Here is a 19676-nt window from a genome sequence, read left to right on the forward strand (position 1 = left end):
CCATGAAGAAATTATTGTATAGTTTTTTAATAATCATAGGCGCCAAAACTGCTGTTTTAGCACAGCAGGTAAACCTTAGCCAAAAATTAAATCAATACGTTAAGCAGTTTAATACCGATGATAATGAAGCGGTAAAAAATTTAGTGCCTAATGCCGATGCTTATCAATGGTTAAATGAGAATATCCCTTTATTAGATTTTCCTGATAAAGAAATAGAAGAGAAGTATTATTTCCGTTGGTGGTCTTTTAGAAAACACCTTAAACAAACACCAGATGGCTATATTTTTACCGAGTTTATAGAACCTGTAAAACATGCCGGAAAATATCAATCTATCAGTTGTGCTTTAGGTCATCATATCTATGAAGGAAGATGGTTAAAAAATCAAGAATACATCAAGCAATATCTTAATTTTTGGCTATATGAGGCCGATAAAGGGCAAAGTAGGCCACGTTTTCATCAGTTTAGCAGTTGGGTAGATGATGCCGTTTTAGCACATTACATGGTTCATCCTGATAAAGCATATCTGCAAAAAATATTACCTGCTTTAGATGCCGATTATGAAAAATGGGAGCAAGAGCGTAAACTTAAAAACGGTATGTTTTGGCAGCATGATGTTAAAGATGGTATGGAAGAATCGGTTAGTGGAAGCAGGAAAGATGAAAATATGCGCCCAACTATCAACAGTTATATGTATGGTAATGCCCAAGCTTTAGCTTTATTGGCTCAAGAAGTTAGTGAGACAGCGTTAAACAAAAAGTATGCTAGCAGAGCAGCTGTTTTAAAACAATTGGTTCAGGATTCTTTATGGGATGCGAAAGATAAATTCTTTAAAACCAGAATGGCTAAAGGAGATACTTTGCATGGCGCTAGAGAAGCCATAGGTTTTATCCCTTGGTATTTTAATTTACCAGCAGATAAAAAGGAATATGCTACAGCTTGGAGTCAGTTATTAGATACGGCTGGTTTTAAAGCAAAATGGGGTTTAACAACTGCCGAGCGTAGAGAGCCTACTTTTAGAACTCGCGGAAGCGGACATGGTTGCGAATGGGATGGTGCTATTTGGCCTTTTGCTACTTCACAAACTTTGCGTGGCTTATCCAATTTGCTGAATAATTACAGCAAAAAAGGCAAAATGAGTGCTTCTGTTTTTTATGACGAGTTGCATAAATACGCTTGGTCTCAGCAAATGTATGGTAAGCCTTATATTGGTGAGTATCAGGATGAAATTAATGGCGAGTGGTTGAAAGGAGATCATCCGAGAAGTAAATTCTATAACCATTCTACTTTTATGGATTTGGTTATTCAGGATTTAATCGGCTTAAAGCCACAACTGGATCATTCAATCATCATTAAACCATTAATCCCTAAAGGTAAAGCAGATTGGTTTCAGCTTACACAAGTACCTTATAAAGGTAAAATGTTAAGCATTATTTGGGATAAAACCGGAGAGCGCTATCAGCAAGGAAAAGGCTTTATGCTGTTTGCTGATGGTAAACTCATCGCGAAAGCTAAGAAACTCCAAACGCTAAAAGTTAATCTATAAACGCATAAATTTTAATCATTCTCATGTTCAAAATAATTAAAAGCATAAGTCTCATTTGCTGCTTAACCCTTTGCTTAAATGCTTACTCGCAAAACTTCTACAATGTTGTAAAATATGGTGCAAAAAACGACAGTAGTAAGTTAGCAACACAAGCTATAAGCAAGGCGATAGCAGCAGCTTCAACAGCGGGTGGTGGTACAGTTTATTTTCCTGCGGGTAAGTACTTAACTGGCCCTATTCATTTAAAAAGTAACATCACTATTTTTATTGATGCTGGTGCCGAGTTGCATTTTAGCGATAACTTTGATGATTATTTACCCATGGTAAAATCAAGATGGGAGGGTACAGAGGTAACCAATTTCTCACCGTTCTTTTACGGTTATGAATTAGAAAATATCGCTATTGTTGGGCGAGGAAAAATTGATGGTCATGGTAAAAAATGGTGGGCTTTTTCTGAGGTTCATGTAAAGAAATTAACAGAAGATTCTAAGTGGCAAAAAGAGTTTAAAAGGTTAAATAAAGATGTTTTAGCTCCGGATTTACCGGGTTGGATAGAAAGAGGTTTCTTACGTCCGCCGTTTATACAATTTATGTACTGTAAAAATGTACAAATCAAGGATATTACCATTGTAAACTCCCCATTTTGGACAGTAAACCCACAATTTTGTGAGAATGTAACTATTGATGGTGTAACGATAGAAAATCCGCCATCGCCAAATACAGATGGTATAAACCCAGAATCCTGCAATAACGTACATATTTCTAATTGCCACATTAGCGTTGGCGATGATTGTATCACGATAAAATCTGGTAAAGACCGCTCGGGTAGAAAATTGAATGTACCTGCAGAAAATTATACCATTACCAACTGTACCATGTTACGTGGTCACGGTGGTGTGGTTATTGGTAGCGAAATGTCTGGTGGTGTTAAAAAAATTACCATTTCTAATTGTGTTTTTGATGGTACTGATAGAGGTTTGCGTATTAAAACAGCTCGTGGTAGAGGCGGTGTGGTAGAAGAAATCAGGGTAGATAATATCATCATGAAAAATATCAGAGACCAAGCCATTGTTTTAGATATGCAATACGCAAAAACGGATGTTGAGCCTATTTCAGAAAGAACTCCGGTATTTAGAAATATACATTTTAGTAACATTACCGCTCAGGTAAACCAAGCTGCTTACTTAAACGGATTAGAAGAAATGCCTATAGAAAATATCAGTTTTAACGATATTAATATTGATGCAAAAAGTGGGTTTAAGATTAAAAATTCAAATAAAATTTCGTTTCATAACGTACAGATAAACACACAAATAGGACCGGCCATTATAACAGAAAATGTAAAAGATTTAGTGATTGATGATGTAAAGTCTTACAATCCGATAAAAGGTGTGCCGCTTATAGATTTTATGAACGTTGAGGATGCTTTTCTTTATAACTCTTATCCTGTTAAAGGAACTGATATTTTCTTGAGATTAAAAGGCGAGCTAACTAAAGATATCACAGTTAAAAACAACTTATTAAAAAACGTTACTATACCAGTTTTAAAAGAAAAAGAGGTAAAAGTTGACGTTGTTGCCGATTAATTATTTAGTTGTTTTAAACCCCGATTTTGTGTCAGGCTGAGCGGAGTCGAAGCCTTTTCTGTATATCAGAGCATGTTTTAACTAGGTTAGAAATGGTGTATGGTTTAATCTGTTTTCAAATTCTAATTCATGAAAAATGTAATATTAAAATATGGGTTTCTGTTAGGTATCGCTGTAAGCAACATAAGTTATGCCCAACAAACTCAAAAACTTTGGTATAAAAAGCCTGCCGCAAAATGGACAGATGCTTTGCCTATTGGTAATGGTAGGTTAGGAGCTATGATATTTGCCGGAGTAGCCGAAGACCATATCCAATTTAACGAAGAAACTTTATGGACAGGCGAGCCAAGAAACTATAATCGTGATGGCGCAGCTCATTATTTACCCCAAATAAGGCAGCTTTTAGCTGATGGTAAGCAAAAAGAAGCTGAGGATTTAGCCGCCCAACATTTTATGGGCCTAAAAAGTAAGGAAGGTGACAAAGCGGGATGGACAAAAGCTGTAACTACTCAAACATCTTTTGCAGCAGTAAATTTTAATGATAGCCAATGGAAAACTTTCCCAGTTCCTACTTACGAAGGTTGGGAAACCGCCGGGTTAGAAGGCTTAGATGGTGCTTTGTGGTTTAGAACAACTTTTGTAGTTCCAGAGAATCTGGTGAATAAAAAGCTAGTTTTAGATTTAAACAGAATCAGAAATTACGATTTAACTTATATCAATGGGAAGTTAATTGGCAGTACAGAAGGCGATGGCGCTAGGAAATATAGCATCCCGGCAGGCTTATTAAAAGCTGGTAAAAATACCATTGCCGTACAAGTGCTTAATTATTACGATAAAGGCGGAATTGCTGGTTTTAAAGATACTTCAAGGCATATTGGCATTTATCCGGAAGGAGAAAGTGTTAAACAAGGTGTTTCTTTAAATGGGAATTGGAGATATTTTGTTCAAGATAATAATCCGCCAGAAGTAGCACAATTTCAAGCGGCTTATCAGCCTTTCGGCGATATTTTTCTGCGTTTTAAAGGACATGAAAAGCATCAAAACTATAAAAGAACTTTAGACTTAGAAACCGCCATAAGTACTACTACTTATACCGCAAACGGAGTAGATTTTAAAAGAGAATATTTTGCTTCTCAGCCAGACCAAGCCATTGTAATAAGGCTTAGTGCTAACAAAACAAAAAGTATAAACTTAGAAGTTGCATTAGCTAGTACACATCAAAATTTTAACTTAAACCAAGTTGATAACCAAACGATAGCTTTAAAAGTAAAGGTAAAACATGGCGCTTTACATGGCGAGAGTTGGCTAAAAGCGAAGGTAGAAGATGGTTTAATCAGTCAGAAAAATGGAAAATTAACCATCAGTAATGCTACCCAAGTGATTTTGTATTTGGTTGCGGCAACTAACTTTCAGAACTATGAAAATGTAGCTGGAAATCCACAGTTATTGTGTCAGCAAGCTATGCAAAGGCTAAAAACTAAATCTTATCAAGATGTTTTATCCTCGCACCTTAAAGAATATCAAAGCTATTATAAAGCTTTTTCAATAGCGCTTGGAAAGCAAGATTTTAGTGATTTGCCTACCGATGAAAGAATAGAACATTTTGAGCAAGGAAAAGATGCTGATTTAGCGGCTCTTTATGTACAATATGGTAGATATTTGCTGATTTCTAGCTCTAGACCGGGTACACAACCTGCTAATTTACAAGGTATCTGGAACGATTTATTATCACCTCCATGGGGAAGTAAGTATACTACTAACATCAATGCAGAGATGAATTATTGGCCGGCAGAAGTTCTTCATTTATCAGCAACACATCAACCATTTTTAAAAATGGTGGAGGAATTAGCCATTAGAGGGAAAGAAACCGCTCAAAAACATTATAATGCCAGAGGTTGGGTTTTACATCATAATACTGATTTGTGGCGAGGTACAGCGCCTATTAATGCCTCAAACCATGGCATTTGGCAAGGTGGTTCTGGCTGGGTAAGCAGCCATTTATATGAGCATTATCTGTTTACACAGGATAAAGAGTTTTTGAAAAACAAAGCTTATCCTATCATGAAAAGTGCGGCTCAGTTTTACGTTGATGTATTGGTAAAAGATCCTAAAACTGGTTGGTTAATCAGTACGCCTTCTAATTCGCCCGAAAACGGTGGTTTAGTTGCTGGCCCTACAATGGATCATCAAATTATCAGAAACCTGTTTAAAAGTTGTATAGCTGCCGCTGATGTTTTGGGTATTGATGCTGATTTTAGAGATACCTTAAAACAGAAATATCAGCAAATAGCGCCTAACCAAATAGGTAAACATGGGCAATTGCAAGAATGGTTGCAGGATATAGACGATCCGCAAAATAAACACCGACATGTTTCACATTTATGGGGCGTTCATCCGGGGAATGAAATTAATTACGATGAAACACCAGATTTGATGAAAGCCGCTAAACAGTCTTTAATTTACCGTGGTGATGAAGGGACTGGTTGGAGTTTAGCTTGGAAAATTAATTTTTGGGCAAGGTTTAAAGATGCGGAACATAGTTTTAAAATGCTTAAAATGCTCATTAAACCTGCAGAAAAAGGCGGCGGTTCTTATTTGAATTTATTTGATGCGCATCCGCCATTTCAAATTGATGGCAATTTTGGTGGCGCAGCAGGTATTGCAGAAATGTTAGTGCAAAGCCAGCTTAACTATATCGATTTATTACCTGCTTTACCAGCCGCTTGGTCTAGCGGAGAAGTTAAGGGTATTTGTGCCCGTGGCGGTTTCGAGCTTAATTTTAACTGGGCAAATGGTAAACTTAAAGAAGTTAAAGTTTTATCAAAAGCTGGGCAACCTTGTGTGCTTAAATATGGAAATGCGCAAATGACTATCCATACCGAGGTAGGTAGAACTTATACATTTAACGAAGATTTAAAGCCCTTATAATTGTTGATTTTCAAAATCATGATACAAAGAATTCCACAAGATTTTAGGTTGTTTTTAGTTGTTTTTTTATTGATGATGAGTTCCTTTTTGCAGGCAGAAGAGCCTAGGCAAACCATCTCTTTAAATAGCAATTGGCGTACGATTGCCCATGAAACTAACCCCAATCAATATAACGGTTTTGAAAATCCTGATTTTAAAGACCAAGTATGGGAAAAAGTTCAGGTACCACATAACTGGGATAAATATCATGGTTACAGAAGAATGTTGCATGGCAATAAGCATGGTTATGCATGGTATCGTAAAACATTTAAAATCAACCAGAAACAAAAGAATAAACGTTACTTTTTATACTTTGAGGGCGTTGGTTCTTATGCTACCGTTTGGTTAAATGGTAAAAAAGTAGGTTACCATGCTGGCGGAAGAACAACTTTTACTTTGGATGTTTCGGCAACGATTAAGCTTAATGGCGAGGAAAATATTTTAGCTGTTAGGGCCGACCATCCATCAGAAATACGCGATTTACCTTGGGTTGATGGAGGCTGTTCTACCGAGCGTGGCTTTTCTGAAGGCTCACAACCGATGGGAATTTTTAGACCAGTACATTTAGTATTAACAGATGCGGTTAGAATAGAGCCTTTCGGGGTACACATCTGGAATGATAAACAAGTATCAGCGAAAGCGGTAAAACTTTTCATCAATACAGAAATTAAAAATTATAGTGCTAAAAGGGAAGAGGTTTTAGTGCAGCAAGAATTTAGAAACCATGCAGGTAAAGTGGTTTTTACTTTGCAAGAAAAGATGGTTTTAGACCCTCAAAGCGTAAAAATAGCAAAGCAAGAAACAAACATTCAGAACGCTCAATTATGGAGTTTAGAAAATCCGTATCTATATCAACTACAAACTAAAATATATAGAAATAAGCAGTTAACAGATCAATTAAATACGCCTTATGGCATCCGTTGGATTAGCTGGCCTATCGGAGAAGATGCCGTACTTTCTAAACAGTTTTTATTAAACGGAAAGCCTGTTTTTATCAATGGAATTGCAGAATATGAACATTTATTAGGCAATAGTCATGCTTTTACTCATGAGCAAATACGCTCTAGAGTTTTACAAATGAAAGCAGCTGGCTTTAATGCTTTCCGCGATGCACACCAGCCTCATAACCTTTTATACCAAACCTATTGGGATAAATTAGGCATCTTATCGTGGACACAAATGGCGGCTCATATTTGGTTTGATAACGAAGCTTTTAGAACCAATTTTAAAAATCTCTTAAAAGATTGGGTGAAAGAGCGAAGAAATAGCCCTTCTGTTGTACTGTGGGGTTTAGAAAACGAAAGTACTTTGCCTGAAGATTTTGCCATAGAATGCGCTGCATTGATACGTTCTTTAGATCCAACAGCTTCATCACAAAGGAAAATAACCACTTGTAATGGTGGTAGCGGTACAGATTGGGATGTACCTCAAAACTGGACAGGTACTTATGGCGGAAATCCTTTGAATTATGGCGAAGATTTAAAAAGACAAATTTTAGTGGGCGAATATGGCGCTTGGCGTACACTAGACGCACATAGCGAAGGGCCACATTTACCTAATGTGAGCGATTATAACGAGGACCGCTTTACCGAGTTGATGGAAACTAAAGTAAGGCTGGCAGATTCCGTAAAAAATGAAGTAGCCGGGCATTATTTCTGGTTATGGACTTCGCATGATAACCCAGGTAGGGTTCAAGGTGGCGAAGGTTTAAGGGAGTTAGATAGAATTGGTCCTGTAAATTATAAAGGATTGCTAACACCTTGGGAAGAGCCCTTGGATGCTTATTACATGTTTAGGTCTAATTTTGCTCCAAAAACTACGGAGCCAATGGTTTATATTGCTTCGCATACTTGGCCGCAAAGGTGGACGAGTACAGGATTGAAGGACAATATCCGTATATATTCTAATTGTGATGAAGTAGAACTTTTCAACGATTTGGATGCATCTTCTTTAGGTAAAAGAAAGAAAAACGGTGTGGGAACTCATTTCCGTTGGGATCAGGTGATGATTAAGTATAATATCCTTTATGCCGTTGGTTATGTTAACGGAAAGGCCGTGGCCAGAGATACGATTGTGTTACAAAATCTACCTAAAGCGCCAAATTTCAATCTTTTATACAAAGGAGCTGAAAATATAACGGCATCAGCGAAAGCTTATAATTATTTATACCGTGTAAATTGTGGTGGGCCAGATTATCAAGATGAAAACGGAAACACATGGTTGGCAGATAGACAATTACAAGATAAAAACACTTGGGGTTCAACATCATGGACGGCTGCATTTGGCATACAACCTGCTTTCTTTGCCAGTCAGCGTAGAACTTTTGACCCTATAAGAGGAACTAAAGATTGGTCTCTTTTTCAGGATTTTAGATATGGAAGAGAAGAGTTAAGCTATCATTTCCCGGTGCCAGATGGTGAGTATTTAGTAGAGCTTTATTTTACAGAACCTTGGTTGGGCACAGGCGGAGGAATAGATTGTACGGGTTTTAGATTGTTTGATGTTGCTGTAAATGATGAAGTTGTATTGGATGATTTGGATATCTGGAAAGAAAGTGGACATGATGGAGCTTTAAAAAAAGCTATAAAAGTACAAGTGAAGGGAGGTTTACTAAAAATACATTTTCCAGAAGTAAAAGCAGGGCAAGCTTTAATTTCTGCTATCGCGATAGCAAGCTTAAAGCAGGATGCAAAAGCTATAAACACTTCAGTTACTCTTATTAAAGATTTACAAGTTAAAGGTGATGACTTAAAAGAAACTTATAGCTTAGATATTGGTCAGCAACAATTTACCCAAAGTGATGAAACTTTTGTGAGTTTACCTTCTGTACTATATGGTGCAAATTGGCTAAAAAACTCAGGAAAAGCATTGGAGGCATTAAGCTTTAAAGCTAACGCGAAACTCGATTTTTATATGGGCATAAAACAGTCATTAAGCTTACCTCAGTGGATAAAAGATTTTGAGGATACCCAAACATTCGTAACAAATAATAAGGGAACACAATACCGTATTTATAAGAAAAAATTAGCTCAGGACGATAGGTTTTCTATTCGTGATTTTAAGCAAGAAAAAGGCATTTTTATAGCTTATATGCCAGAGAATAATCTCCAGCCAGCTTTTGATTTAAAGAAAAATACTTCTTACAAAGCAGCGCTTACCACACTAGATAAAGGCGTAGAAAAGCATCAGTTGATGAACCAAGAAAGATTGATATTTAAAGCAGATCATGCCCAAATAAAGTTTAATATTAAAGTTGGGGTTGCCGATACTTATTCTTTAACGGTAAAATATCATAATCCTTTTAATGAGCTTAAACAAGCTACTATTAGTGTAATTGCTGCTGATGGTACTTTAATGAAAGCGGCAGAATTGTTTGATTTAGAGCCAAGTAAAGAAGGTAAGTGGAGTTATTTTAACACCACTACGGGTACGATGATAAATGCCGGAACTTATCAGGTTATCATTCAAGCAAAAGACGCGGTTGGTATAAGTATAGATGCTTTAGATGTACAGTAAGCTATCCCTCATACAGGATAAGGCTACATCTAAAACACAGTCATTTTTTATATCTTTGCTATCCTTATGAAGTTTCCAAAATTTAAAGATTTAATCATTTTTGAGGATAATGATTTGATAATTGTTAACAAACCTCCATTTTTAGCGTCATTAGATGAAAGAGAAGGTGGTGATGTAAATTTATTACGATTGGCAAAGCAATACCATGCTGATGCTCAAATATGCCACCGTTTAGATAAGGAAACTTCAGGCTTAATAATCGTTGCTAAAAATCCTGAAGCTTACAGGCATATTGCTATGCAGTTTGAGCATCGTAAAGTAAAAAAAGTTTACCACGCTATTGTTGATGGAACGCATATTTTTGAAGACTTACTGATTGATTTACCTATTTTAAATGCAGGAAAAGGCAATGTAATGATTAGCAGAAGCGAGGGTAAAAAAGCCGATACTTATTTTAAATCTCTAAAATATTTCAAACATTACACGCTTATAGAAGCCAGACCAGTTACTGGTAGGATGCACCAAATTAGGATACATTTAGCTACTCAAAGAGCATCTATTACAGGCGACGATATGTATGGTGGAAAACCTGCTTTCTTATCTAAAATTAAAAGAGGCTACCGTTTAACGGATGAAGAAGAGCAGCCTATCATGAAGAGGTTTGCCTTACATGCAAAAGAATCAACCTTTACTATGCTAAATGGCGAAGAAAGAACTTTTGAAGCGCCATATCCTAAAGATTTTGCTGTTTTGTTGAAGTTGTTAGAGAAAAACGATGTTTAAGTCATCATCAAAACTATTATCTTTTGTGCGGTTTATAAAAATTGAAATCAAGTTTTGTAAATAACTTAGCTTTTATTGAATAAAATGCACTTAAACAATGCAGAAAAAATTAGATATAACAGGCAACTCATTTTACCTGAGTTAGGTTTAGCTGGCCAGAATAAACTTAAAAATGCCAAAGTTTTAATGATTGGTGCTGGAGGCTTAGGTTGCCCGGTTTTGCAATATTTGGCTGCAGCAGGGGTAGGGCAAATTGGTATGATAGACCATGATGTGGTTGATGAAAGCAATCTCCACAGGCAAATTCTTTATAACCATTTAGATATTGGTAAAAACAAAGCTTTAGTTGCTCAAGAGAAGCTGTCTTTGTTAAATCCTTTAGTTAAAACTGATGTTTATCCTTTTAAATTAAATGATGAAAATGCCTCAGAAATTATCAAAAACTATGATTTAATTATAGATGGCTCTGATAATTTCAAAACTCGGTATTTGGTTAATGATATTTGTGTAAGCTTAAAAAAACCTTGGGTATTTGGTTCTATTTTTAAGTTTGAAGGGCAGGTAGCTATTTTTCATCCAGAAAGTGCAAATACTTATCGTGATGTTTACCCAGAAGCACCAGATGAAAATACAGTGCCTAATTGTGCCGAAATTGGCGTTTTAGGAGTTCTGCCTGGCTTAATTGGTTTGATAATGGCAAATGAAGCTATCAAGTTTATTTGCAATATTGGTGAAACTTTATTGGGTAAATTATTGGTTTATGATACTTTAGAGAATGATTTTAAGATTTATCAACTTATACAATCCAAACAGCAAACAGCAGAAAAAACCTTTAAAACTGATAAAAACGTGGCAACAGAAATAGCATTTGACGATTTAGATCAATTAGGAACTTATTATTTATTAGATGTAAGAGAAGAATGGGAGTTTGAAGATTTTAATAAAGGAGGTGTAAATATTCCCTTAAATCTTTTACCTCAACAACTACATGTATTGGCAGAAGAAGATAAGATTGTTTGCTGCTGTAATTATGGTAATAAAAGTAAAATAGCCGTAAAACTTATTAAAGACCAATATCCTGATAAGGAAGTTTACAGCGTGAAAGACGGGATAGAAGAGTGTTAAGCTGCTTTTCTTTTAGATTTTTCCCATGCAGCAGATTGTTGGCCTTTAAAATACCTGATAGTGCCTGCTAATGCTGCATAGTTCATTAAACAGAAATAATAAGGAATGAAAAACAGCTTGATTTTTAGTTTTTTCTGCTCTAAGAACCAACCCAAAGCTGATGATACATAAAAAAGTATTTGCATAAACAATATTGCTTGGTATAAAAGCAAATCTGGATATTGGTAAACAATTAAACAGTTTAAAATAAAAGCTACCAACATTAAAGCTGGTGTAACGGCCCATCTTAGTACTTTATGGCTGATGTATTGAAAAGTTAAAATTGGATTATTAAAAGGATTAGCAGCCTTTTTTAACCTAAAAATAGACTGAATTCCACCTGCTACAATTCTAATTTTACGTTTAAGCTCTTCGGCCGAGTTTTCTGATGCTGTTTCAATAGCATAAGCCTTTGGCTCATAAGCTATAATATAACCTTTTTCTGCAATACGCATGGCAATCATGTGGTCATCTATGATCGTATCACTTTCTACAGGATGGTATAAAGCAGTTCTGATACTGAATAGCTCTCCGGCTGCGCCAATGCTAGAATAAAGCTCATAATCCCATTTTTTTAAAGCCGATTCATATTTCCAATAAAAGCCTTCTCCGGCAGCACTGGCATCAGCTTTTTCATCAACCATAATGCGTTTTTCGCCAGCAACGGCACCAACTTTAGCTATTTGGTAATGTTTTACAAGCTCTTTTATAGCCTCAGGATTTAAAAAAGTATTAGCATCCGTGAAAACGGTAATTTCGCCTTTTATATAGGGGATAGCTCTTTTAATGGCCGCCATTTTTCCTGCTCTGCTATCTTGATGAAGCAGTTCTATATCTTTATACTGGCTAATAATTTGTGGTGTTTGGTCTGATGAGCCATCGGTGATAAACAAAATCTGAAACTTATCTTTTGGATAATCTATAGCTAAACAGTTTTGTATTTTTTCTTCTATAAAATCTTCTTCATTAAAAGCAGCTATCAATAATGTTGTGCTTGGTAAATGGCTATCAACCAGATTTTTAATATCTTTTTTAGGCTTAAAAAGTCTTTTAAGTTTTATCAATACAAAAAGTAAAATTCCGTAGCCCAAGAAAGCGTAAAACACCACAAATAAAGAAAACCAGAAAAAAGCTATCATGAATTTTTAATTTTAAAGCCTAAATTTTTGCTGTTTTTAGCATGGGTGAAGTTCCATAAAACACCTTTTAAAACCCATTTTATCAAATCTTTTCTACCTTTTAAAAAGTATTGAACCATCATTTTTGGACAAGCAATGCCACAATAATAAATGCTAAAAGCTAAAGTATTTAAAAAGCTTGTGTTTTTCCTGATGAAAAGCATCCTGTTTCTTACCGTGAAATAAGTTTTTAATGCACTTTCTTTGCCAACACTTACTGATTCTTTATGGTAAATATGTGTTTTCCCGGTAAACCATATTTTTTTGCCAATTCTTTTGAATTTTTCGCACCAGTCTAATTCCTCGTAATACAAAAAATAATTTTCATCCATCCGTCCGGCCTTTAGTAAGTCTGTTTTACGGCACATCACAGCAGCACCATGGCAAAAACCAGTTTCGTGGCTAAGTCCTTCGTATTGCCCGTTGTTGTTTTCAAACTGACCAACACAATTATTTCTGCCTGTTAAATAATTTAAAGGTGTAAAACCTGCATATTGTATAAGGCTTTTATCTTCATGATAAAGAATAAGAGGGGAAAGCAAGCCAATATCTGGGTTTTGTTCCATTTCAGATACCATGGTTTCAATACAGCCTGCAATAATTTCTGTATCGTTATTCAAAAAAAATAAATAATCTCCTTTAGCAGCTCTTAATCCAAAATTATTACCTCCTGCAAAACCAATATTTTTTATTGAGTGGATATAAATTATTTTTGGATAATGTTTATGAAATGTTTTATAATGATTTTCATTACTGCCATTATCTACCAAAATAACTTCTAAATTAGCAGTTGGATAATGTGTTTTAATAGATTTTAAAAAATCTACAGTTGCTTGTGGTTGATTATAGTTTACGGTTATGATGGAGACTAAACTCATTGGTTAAAGAGAATAAAAAATATACAGCTTTCAAAATAAAAGATTTTGTCTGACGAAAAAAAAATATCAGAGCAATTTAAGGCATTTAAAGACCTTGAAAATAAAGATTTAAGTTTGGAAACAAAGTTAGATGAGTTAATTCTATTGCTTGAAAAAAATGAGTTAGATACAGAGAGCATTAAAAAGATGCAACAGAAATTTAACCATGTGGTTAACAAAAAGATTGCGCAAAAAGCTACTATTAATGAAATTAAGGATATATCCTTAAAAAATTTAGATAACATAGATAAGTTAAACCAGCTTGAAATTTTATTAAATACAAATCATATAGATTCTAAACAGGCTAGCAAAATCAAAATAGAAAATGGTCTAGCAAAATTCGTGAAAGTAATTATTGGCTTTTTGATGATTACGCTGGGTTTTGCCATGATTATTTTACCTACACCACACTCTTTTGAGATGTTTACCATTTTTTGGTTTAACCCCAATGATGGTATAACATTAATGGATTTAATTTCTTTGATTATCATTGCTACGGGCGTGTACATAGTCATTAAATCTTATGTTAAATTTGATTAACAAAATAATACCACGTGAATAATAAAATACTTTTGGTAGACGATGAGGTTTTACAGCTAAAAATCATAGAAAGGTTATTAAAATCTAATGGTTACCAGTGTGTTTCTGTTACATCTGTTCAACAGGCCGAGGAGGTATTGAAAAATTTTGTTCCAGATTTAATCATATCTGATTACGAAATGCCAGAGGCTAATGGCTTTGTTTTTAGAGAGAGATTACTAAAAAATGATGATTTAAAAAATGTGCCATTTTTATTCTTAACATCTTTTAATCAGGATGATTTGGTACAAAAAGGACTAGATTTACAAGCCTTAGATTATATTGCTAAAAATATACCTGCTACACAGCTTTTAGCAAAAATTAATAACATCATGAATACCGTTCATGAGCAATATCAGAAATCATTATCAGAAATAACAAATATTGCAAAAAGGCTTAATTTAAATATCGTTCCTACTAAAGCGCCATTACTTAAAAATTTTGAAATACATTATTTCAATCATTCTTACCAAAATCATCCGGGCGGAGATTTTATTGATTTTATAAAAGTTAATGATAGATATACTTTTTTGATATTAGGCGATGTGATGGGAAAAAAATGGGGAGCATGGTTTTTTTCTTTTAGCTTTTTAAGTTATATCAGAGCAGCTGTAAGAATATGCGTATTAGATGGTACGCTCTCTTTAAATGATATTTTAAAAAAAATAAATAAAGTTATTTACGCCGATGATTTTTTAAGAGATATTTTTTCTACCCTAAGCATGGTTTTGGTGGATGATGATGAAGCTAAGCTCATTTATGCGGGTGCAGGAGATTTACCTTTATTGAAGTTTTCTTATCAGCATCAGCAATTATTGTCTTATAAATCAGAAGGGATTTTATTAGGTTTTTTAGAAGATAGTAATTTTCCAGAACAAGAAATCGCTTTTGAGATAGGAGAAGAAGCTTATCTGGTTTCTGATGGAATGATAGATTTTGAAGTTAATGCAGTAAAAAAATCAGATATTAACTTACTAAAGCAAAGGTTATATGATTTAAAAATCTCAGGAAAATCAACCGAAGAAATAAAAGAAATTTTATTTAATAGTCAAGCATCACAAATTGATGATTGTAGTTTTATCATCATCAAAAGAAAATAGTTAATTTTAAAACATGAAAATAAATAGTGTAAAACACGATAATTGCCTTGTCATTTACATCAATGAAAATGAGGCAAATTTTTCAAAATCAGATAAATTTAAAGAGCTGGTTTTTCAAGAGATTGATCAAGGTAATTTAAATATCATTATCTCATTTAAAGAGGTTAATTATTTAGATAGCTCTTTTTTAGGTGCGGTTGTAGCAATTTTAAAACATCTTATTCCGCTAAATGGTAAATTGGTATTAACACAACTTAATCCAGATATTAAAAACCTATTTGAGTTAACCCGCTTGGATAAAGTGTTTAATATTGAATATGATTTTTCTGAAGCTTTAAATGTTTTTAAATGAGTTTAACTTTACCTCTTATCATACAATCAGAAGCGCCACAAAAGCCAGAAGAAATTTATGATTTTGTTATATCATTTACAGATTTACTTTGTAAGCATATTAAATTTTTAAAGGAAAAGGTATTAGCTAATATCAAACTCATATTAATAGAATATTGCACCAATGCTTTAAAACACGTTGCAAATGAAGTAAATATCATCCAAGCCGAATTTGATAATCAAATACTACAATTAAAAAAGATAGATAAAGCACCCAAATTTAAAATGGGAAACTTGATACTTTCTCAAGATATTTTAAGAAATTATTCATTTATAGAAATTGATGCCCATAGTTTTCAATTTGTTTTAAAACACGAGTACCAGCAAAATGAGGTGATTTTAATACCAGAACATTTTGGTTTTGAAATAGTGATAAGAGCATCTAAAAAATTTACTTACACTTATCAGGACGATACCAAAGAAAATATTTTTTGTGCTACGTTAACTTTCTAGTTTTAATAATTGTTACAATAGTTTGCCATGCGCCCCTATAAAGGCTCATAAAACTAAATTTTTGATAATCTTGTAAAGCAAAGTAACCAACACCTACTGCTATTAAAGTAGGCACCAAAGTAGCTAAGGCAACGCCATAAATATTTCCCAAAGTAAATACACCAATAATATCAAAAATGATATTTGCAGCAAGCATAACCATCACTTTGATAAAGTTAACTTTTGGTTTGTGTATAACATCAAGGGTAAGAGCCATAAACCTATCTGCCGGATATAATAATGCAAATAGCATAAACAACCTTAATACATTTGCAGCCTCTGTTTGGATATATTGCGGTCCGCCAATGATAGCAATTGCAAAATCTGCTAAAAATAAAGAAAGTATAGCTGCTGGTATTAAAAAGATGGTTAGCAAACCAATGTATTTAGACATCTCATCAATAACCAGTTTATTTTTTGCTTGATTATAGGCAGTAGATAAACTAGGCATGGCAGTAGCAGCAAAACTTCTTAGTGGAATTTCTATAATTTCTAGAAGTTTTTGCCCTAAATTATAAATTGCCAAAGCGGCATCGCCTAAAAAAACTTTAATTATAATAGTATCAGATGTTCTGAAAAGATTTGCACTGATAGTTGTTCCGACACTAAATTTTCCAAAATTGTATAAAGCTAAAACGCTTTCTTTACTTTTTCTATTAAACAATTGTATACCAGACCATCCTTTCAAGACAACAAATAAACTGGTGATAAAAAACGATAAAAGATAGGCATACAGCACATATTGTAGATTTACTTTGCCAGTAATAATTAGCCCGGTAATAAAAATTATAAAAGAGGCTGTATTAATGGTTCTGATATATAAAAGCCTATCAAAACGTTGTTCGCCCTGCATCATATTGGTAGCCATATAATAGGGTAAAGAAACAATATAAGTAATACCAAACCATTTTAACAGTAAAGAAAAGCCTATATCACTAATATAATCTTCTAAAAAAAAAGCAGGAATATTAAGTCCAATAAATCCTAAAGTTATCAGTAAAGCAATATACCAAGACGAGGCCACAATTTCCTCTGCTTTTTCTACAGACGCACCAGCATAAAACTTTATAAATGCAGTAGTTAAAAAGCCAGATCTAAAAGTTTCAAGAAGTAAATAGCCAGTAGTAAAAAAAATCCATATACCCATCTCTTCTAAACTAAGCGCATGAGACAGTAAACCGTAAGTTACCATCCCTAAAACAGACATTACGGCATTTCCAGTTAAAGATAAAAAATGCTTGTTTTTGATGATAATAAACAGTTTATGTAGATCTTTAAACATGAATTTTTATAAACAAAATAATTTCTTGTAAAAAAATAAATACTTCTTAAAATTTATAGCAATTTAACTAGTTTTAACAAAAAATAACAGCTAGCAAATGCACAATAATACATATAGTTTTGAAGATATTGCGCTTTTAATTACAGTTTACAATAGAAGCTCTTCTTTAGAGAGGTTACTTAAAGCTTTTGATGAATTAGGAATCTGTTTTGGAGAAATAATTGTTTCTGACGATTGTAGTAAAGCACAACATCAAGAAAAGATGAAGCTTTTGCAGCAAGATTATCCTTTTAAGCTTATTACAACCCCAATTAATAAAGGATTAGCCAATAATCTTAATAAAGGGCAAAATGCCGTAACCAAACCTTTTACACTATACGTACAGGAAGATTTTATTCCTCAACCTGTTTTTATAAAAAATCTTGAAAATGCAGTAAAAATCATCAAAGAAGATACATCTGTTGATACCATAAGGTTTTACGCTTACTTTCCTTATCCTTATACAAAACCTTATGATATAAATTTTGATGAAATGATTTTTAAAAAATCTATTTTGTACTGGAATCACTTAAAATTTTATGTTTATAGTGATCATCCTCATCTTAGAAGAAGCAATTTTTTAAAAAAGTTTGGATATTATAAAGAGGGGATACAAATGGATAAAACAGAATTTGAAATGGCCTTATCATTTATAAAAGGTAATGGAAAAGGGCTTATTGCCAAAGATATTTATGCTTCTTTTGAGCAAAAAAATTCGCCCGATGAACCTAGTACTGTAAACCGGAAATCATGGAGAGAGGATAAATCATTAATCATTTTAGGTTTAAGAAAAGTATTTCTACTTTACAGGTTTCTTAAAAATACTTTCCAACTTTACAGCAAATAAAAGATGGCTATTTTTTCAAACATCAGTTTATTAATTACCCATTACAACAGAACGGCTTCTTTAGAAAGACTTTTAAATTCTTTTGTAGATATTGATATTTCTTTTGGCGAGATTGTAGTTTCAGATGACGGTAGTAAGCCAGAAAATTTAAGACTTTTAACTGATTTACAAACAAAGTTTGATTTTAAATTGGTAAGCACTCCCATAAATAAAGGCTTAGGAAATAATATCAACAAAGGGCAAAAAGCAGTTAGTAAACCTTTAACCTTATATGTCCAAGAAGATTTTATTCCTTGTGGGGATTTTTTAAATTATTTAACTCAAGCAGAAGAAATTATGATAGCAAAGCCAGAGCTAGATATCATCAGATTTTACGCTTATTTTAAATATCCATATTTAAAACCTTATAAAAATGGATTTAGTGAAATGATTTTTAAACTGTGGTATCCTGGGTATAAAAAGTTTTATATGTATAGCGACCATCCGCACCTCAGAAGAAGTAACTTCCTAGAAAAGTTTGGATATTATACAGAAGGAGTAAAAGGCGATGTTACCGAGTATAACATGATGATGAGTTTTTTAAAAAATAGAGGTAAAGGGATGTTTCATCAACATTATAGAACCATCTTTAATCAAGAAAACTCCTCTGCCGAGCCCAGTACGATGAAACGTGATTTTTGGCGAGAGTCTAATAACCCGCTTATCAAACTGATGAGACATGGTTACAGGCATCTGAAATTTAATATAGATTATTTAAAGTAAATATGTTATACTTAAAATTACCCACTTGGTTAAAGCAGCATTTGTACACACAAAAAGGCTTTGCTGATTTAAGCAACACAGAAATTGAAGATTTAAAACAAAGGATTAAGGTTTTTACTCATGATACACCTGATGTTTCTGTTGTTATACCTGCGTGGAATGAAGAGAATAACATTTTTAGAGCAGTTTCTTCTTTAGCATCTAACATTACCAACCTTAAAGTAGAAATTATTGTAATTAACAATAATTCTTCTGATCGTACACAAATGGTTTTAGATACATTAGGTATTAGAAGCTATTTGCAGCCAGAGCAGGGTACACCACATGCCAGACAAATGGGATTATATAAAGCAAAAGGTAAATATCATTTATGTGCAGATTCTGATACTTTTTACCCACCCCGTTGGATAGAATTAATGACAAAACCCATGCAAGAAAACAATGATATTGTTGGTGTATATGGTAGATATTGCTTTATTCCGTTACCGGGAGGCAGTAGATTAGCGCTTATCCCTTATGAAAAACTAACA

16 protein-coding genes are annotated in these 19676 nt (G+C 33.8%); 13 read left to right on the plus strand and 3 right to left on the minus strand.

Annotated features, from left to right (window positions below):
* Nucleotides 1–2 precede the first annotated feature (2 nt).
* The 6 genes from B2745_RS03035 (at nucleotide 3) to moeB (ending at nucleotide 11521) form a co-directional block, all read left to right on the plus strand.
* On the plus strand, nucleotides 3–1544 hold the full coding sequence (locus tag B2745_RS03035) for an MGH1-like glycoside hydrolase domain-containing protein (protein WP_304063538.1): 1542 nt from the start codon (nucleotides 3–5) through the stop codon (nucleotides 1542–1544).
* 23 nt (nucleotides 1545–1567) lie between these two features.
* Nucleotides 1568–3130 carry a glycoside hydrolase family 28 protein gene (locus tag B2745_RS03040; RefSeq protein ID WP_304063541.1) on the plus strand — a complete coding sequence of 521 codons (1563 nt, stop codon included), beginning with the start codon at nucleotides 1568–1570 and terminating at the stop codon, nucleotides 3128–3130.
* A gap of 129 nt (nucleotides 3131–3259) precedes the next feature.
* Entirely contained in the window at nucleotides 3260–6058 is a 2799-nt protein-coding gene (locus tag B2745_RS03045; protein ID WP_304063543.1) for a glycoside hydrolase family 95 protein, read from the plus strand.
* A gap of 18 nt (nucleotides 6059–6076) precedes the next feature.
* Entirely contained in the window at nucleotides 6077–9613 is a 3537-nt protein-coding gene (locus B2745_RS03050) for a malectin domain-containing carbohydrate-binding protein (protein WP_304063545.1), read from the plus strand.
* A 66-nt stretch (nucleotides 9614–9679) separates the two neighbouring features.
* Entirely contained in the window at nucleotides 9680–10396 is a 717-nt protein-coding gene (locus tag B2745_RS03055; protein WP_026903364.1) for an RluA family pseudouridine synthase, read from the plus strand.
* 84 nt (nucleotides 10397–10480) lie between these two features.
* The gene (gene moeB / locus B2745_RS03060) at nucleotides 10481–11521 is read left to right on the plus strand and encodes a HesA/MoeB/ThiF family protein (RefSeq protein WP_304063548.1); all 1041 of its coding nucleotides are present in this window, start codon (nucleotides 10481–10483) and stop codon (nucleotides 11519–11521) included.
* Here moeB and B2745_RS03065 read toward each other — a convergent pair.
* Nucleotides 11518–12699 (minus strand): glycosyltransferase family 2 protein, encoded by a 1182-nt coding sequence (locus tag B2745_RS03065; protein ID WP_304063550.1) that lies wholly within the window; start codon nucleotides 12697–12699, stop codon nucleotides 11518–11520. The two genes, moeB and B2745_RS03065, sit on opposite strands and share 4 nt — an antisense overlap.
* Complete coding sequence (locus B2745_RS03070; RefSeq protein WP_304063552.1) at nucleotides 12696–13616, minus strand: glycosyltransferase family 2 protein; 921 nt, start codon at nucleotides 13614–13616, stop codon at nucleotides 12696–12698. The genes B2745_RS03065 and B2745_RS03070 overlap by 4 nt, the downstream gene beginning before the upstream one ends.
* Nucleotides 13617–13661: 45 nt before the next feature.
* Between B2745_RS03070 and B2745_RS03075 the strand changes: the two genes are divergently transcribed.
* Genes B2745_RS03075 through B2745_RS03090 form a run of 4 tightly spaced genes read left to right on the plus strand, consistent with a single transcriptional unit; the run spans nucleotide 13662 to nucleotide 16177 of the window.
* Entirely contained in the window at nucleotides 13662–14195 is a 534-nt protein-coding gene (locus B2745_RS03075) for a hypothetical protein (protein ID WP_304063555.1), read from the plus strand.
* A gap of 14 nt (nucleotides 14196–14209) precedes the next feature.
* The gene (locus tag B2745_RS03080) at nucleotides 14210–15334 is read left to right on the plus strand and encodes a response regulator (RefSeq protein WP_304063557.1); all 1125 of its coding nucleotides are present in this window, start codon (nucleotides 14210–14212) and stop codon (nucleotides 15332–15334) included.
* A 13-nt stretch (nucleotides 15335–15347) separates the two neighbouring features.
* Nucleotides 15348–15686, plus strand: a complete 339-nt coding sequence (locus B2745_RS03085; protein WP_304063559.1) for an STAS domain-containing protein — start codon at nucleotides 15348–15350, stop codon at nucleotides 15684–15686.
* The gene (locus tag B2745_RS03090) at nucleotides 15683–16177 is read left to right on the plus strand and encodes a hypothetical protein (protein WP_304063561.1); all 495 of its coding nucleotides are present in this window, start codon (nucleotides 15683–15685) and stop codon (nucleotides 16175–16177) included. Before B2745_RS03085 ends, B2745_RS03090 begins: the two co-directional genes overlap by 4 nt.
* Here the strand turns inward: B2745_RS03090 and B2745_RS03095 are convergent.
* Nucleotides 16161–17498 carry a lipopolysaccharide biosynthesis protein gene (locus B2745_RS03095; RefSeq protein WP_304063564.1) on the minus strand — a complete coding sequence of 446 codons (1338 nt, stop codon included), beginning with the start codon at nucleotides 17496–17498 and terminating at the stop codon, nucleotides 16161–16163. The genes B2745_RS03090 and B2745_RS03095 overlap by 17 nt on opposite strands.
* 97 nt (nucleotides 17499–17595) lie before the next feature.
* On the opposite strand from B2745_RS03095, the gene B2745_RS03100 reads away from it, so the two are divergent.
* The 3 genes from B2745_RS03100 to B2745_RS03110 form a co-directional block, all read left to right on the plus strand.
* Nucleotides 17596–18384, plus strand: coding sequence for a glycosyltransferase (locus B2745_RS03100; RefSeq protein WP_304063567.1), 789 nt, complete (start codon nucleotides 17596–17598; stop codon nucleotides 18382–18384).
* A gap of 3 nt (nucleotides 18385–18387) precedes the next feature.
* A complete protein-coding gene (locus B2745_RS03105; protein WP_304063569.1) occupies nucleotides 18388–19146 on the plus strand; it encodes a glycosyltransferase family 2 protein in 759 nt (252 codons plus the stop codon).
* 2 nt (nucleotides 19147–19148) lie between these two features.
* On the plus strand, nucleotides 19149–19676 hold a 528-nt coding region (locus B2745_RS03110), incomplete at its 3' end, for a glycosyltransferase family 2 protein (RefSeq protein WP_304063572.1).

This window comes from Pedobacter glucosidilyticus (assembly GCF_002483235.1).
Taxonomy (GTDB): Bacteria; Bacteroidota; Bacteroidia; order Sphingobacteriales; family Sphingobacteriaceae; genus Pseudopedobacter; species Pseudopedobacter glucosidilyticum_B.